This is a genomic window from Xenorhabdus sp. Sc-CR9 (genome assembly GCF_963897815.1).
Classification (GTDB): Bacteria; Pseudomonadota; Gammaproteobacteria; order Enterobacterales; family Enterobacteriaceae; genus Xenorhabdus.
Window position 1 is genome coordinate 1 of record NZ_CAWQTY010000035.1, and the last position, 3,000, is coordinate 3,000.

2 protein-coding genes and 1 pseudogene are annotated in these 3,000 nt (G+C 39.8%); 2 read left to right on the forward strand and 1 reads right to left on the reverse strand.

The genetic code is table 11. The features are described 5' to 3' along the window. On the forward strand, window positions 1-1,133 hold a 1,133-nt coding region (gene tnpC, locus AACQ81_RS02030), incomplete at its 5' end, for an IS66 family transposase (protein ID WP_237388417.1). 826 nt (window positions 1,134-1,959) lie between these two features. Next, a complete protein-coding gene (locus AACQ81_RS02035; RefSeq protein ID WP_339353356.1) occupies window positions 1,960-2,496 on the forward strand; it encodes a hypothetical protein in 537 nt (178 codons plus the stop codon). 369 nt (window positions 2,497-2,865) lie between these two features. Here AACQ81_RS02035 and AACQ81_RS02040 read toward each other — a convergent pair. Beyond that, window positions 2,866-3,000 (reverse strand): annotated as a pseudogene (locus AACQ81_RS02040) (IS5/IS1182 family transposase); the annotation flags it as partial.

Consider the following 3,000-nt stretch of genomic DNA (forward strand, 5'->3'; position numbering starts at 1 on the left):
CAGCCCAAGTCAAGGTGATTGAACATATCCGCCCTAAATACGCCTGCCGTGAATGTGAAAAGTCCGGGGTTCAGACCCCTATCAGACAAGCTCCCCTGCCAGCGATGCCCATCAGGAAAGGCATGGCGACCAGCAGCCTGCTCAGCCAGCTTATTACCAGTAAATATCAGTATGGGTTACCCCTGTACCGCCAGGAAATGTTGTTCAAACAGTATGGCATTGACCTCAGCCGCCAGACCCAGAGTGACTGGATAGTAAAATCCGCCCAGCTGTTTGCGCCGTTAGTGGCCAGGTTCAGGGAAACGCTGTTACAACAACCGGTGCTCCATGCGGATGAAACCCCGGTGAAAGTGGTGACGTCCGAAAAAACGAAAAATTACATGTGGGTCTATTGTGTGGGCACCGATGCCCCCGGGCCACGGGCGCTCACGCCGAATATCGTGTTGTATGACTATCAGGCCAGCCGCTCAGGGACGTGTGCCGCCGACTATCTCGCCGGTTTTCAGGGCTATCTGCAGGTGGATGGTTATCAGGGCTATGAGCAGACCGGTGCCCAACTGGTCGGCTGTATGGCCCATGCCCGCCGTAAATTTATGGAAGCGAAACAGGTGCAGGGTAAAAATAAGACGGGCAAAGCCGATATCGCGCTGGGCCTGATCCAGTCACTGTACCGGGTAGAGCAGCAGATCAAGGGGTTAAGCCCGGCAGAAAAATACCGGATCCGACAGGAAAAAGCGCTCCCCATTCTGGATAAGTTATCAGCCTGGCTGGTTAAAACACAATCTCAGGTGATCCCCAAAAGCAAGCTGGGTGAGGCCGTGACTTACCTGAGTAATCAATGGCCAAAACTGATCTGCTATCGGGAGGATGGTCGCTTGTCGATCGACAATAATCGGGCAGAAAGGGCGATCAAACCATTTGTCATCGGGCGAAAGGCATGGCTGTTCAGCCATACCCCGCGTGGTGCACAGGCGAGTGCGATCCTCTACAGCGTCATTGAAACGGCCAAAGCCAATGGACTGATCCCCTTCGATTATGTCATGACTTGCCTGGATGAGTTATGCCAGCCCATGCCGGATCTGGAAAAACTGCTGCCATGGAAAAAGGTGATAAGCAAGGTGTCGTTTAGTTGACGCTTACGCTTTAACCTTTCATATGGAAAAATAAACATTCATGTTCTTGCCCTGTCATTTTGGGTTGTTTGCGGATAACAGATATTTATTTAAAAATTTTTCTTGTCCAGAAAATGAAGAAAAAGAGAGGTGAAAATTTGATTATTATTTTGTTCCCAATGACAATGCAAAAATTATAATTAACGTTGAAAGTGGTTCTGCACGCTATTATAAAAAATACTATAACTTTTCGCCTAAGAATGATGAATAAGCATTTTTATCTAAAAAAATAATTCATACCTAGGATTACATCGCATTAAAAATACTGGTCATTTATACAGCTAAGTGTTTGTTCTGAAAGTGCCACAAACTTAATCCTGTTAAAACTATTAGTAAATAACGTTAGTAATCATTTTCTTCATTTATTATTTGTTAACCATATTTTTCTATTTGAAATCAGAAAAATCGCTAGTACAATTACTATACTTTTTATCTATCCAGAATATTTGTACACTACATTTTTGGTGTTGAAAAATAGAAGTAAATGTCAATTTTTATCTTGTAAATCGCACTTAAGTTATCAAATAGCAATTGTAAAACAGCTGCTTGTAGGTGATATGGAGTTGTATCCGCAATTTAAGATATACCTTCATGACATATTGTAAACTCCAAAAATATCAGGTTGTAGTTGAAAGCCAAGGGTGTCTTTTTCTGATTGTGTTTATCAATATCATGATTTGGGGAGAATGATAAAATTGACATGACAAATTTAATGGTAGTTAGTTGATTTTTAAGGTTAATATTCCAAATCCGTTTTCTCATGTCAGACTTGATTATGAAGGGGGGAATGATGTTTTTCCATGTTGTCAACAAAAATAATATTATCGTATTTTCCTTAATATTGGGAATTGCCATTTTGTTTTTATTTTTTAATAACAGCCGAGTAGGCATTATTGGTTATGCCGATAAGCATTGTCAGAAAAACACAGCCTGTTTGATTGATATAAGTAAGATTACCCCTTTTGACTGGGATAAAATGTATATCATTGATAAAGGAATGGGGCGTGAAGATATTGAACATATTATCGGTGCGGATTTTAATAAAGAAACCAATCTTTTTTATAAAATAATTTTTGTCAGGAATAAAAAGGTAGTTTATTCAGATGAGTATCATCATTCGGATGATCCTTATGAAAAAAAGTTTATCAAACCTAATTTTCATTATCCTTATGAAAAAGAAGGGGGTTATTTTAGTCACTATGCGATTTCTAAAGATAATTCCATTCTTTCAGTTGAGATTGAAAATGAACCACTCTTGAGTGATAAAGTTTACTACAAGATTTCTCCTTCTAATGCACAGCAAGTTAGGGGAAAAAATCTATAATTTTCTCCCATTTTGTTCATGAATATGAGCAATATTGATACAGAGTTGAGGCAGGCCAGTTATTTTTATTTGGCCTGCACTTTTTTGTCAGCCAAGTTATTTTTCGCAGTTTTTGGTTTATTGTTTTTTTCTTTCAAACGTTTTTCTAGAGAACATACACTCTTGATGTTTTCCAAGGTTCTGAGCAATCCTGTTATCAGACGCTCATTTTTATCTTTTTTAGTATATTTGGGTTATTTTTCCAGCGTTTTTCTCTTTATCTTACATCCTGTTTTATCTTGGCTGGCATAGGCAACACTCATACTGAAAACAATCAATACAGATAAGATCACAGTTTTTGACATCATGAATTATTCCTAGATAGTGTCGTCATGAGGTTCTCAACCAAAGAGCGAGGCAGCGGATTTGGACTGCGGCAAGAAACGATGCACTATTTTTGGCATAACGGGTCGCTATACCACGCCAGCGCTTCAAATGGAGAAAGGCATTTTCAACCAAATGCCT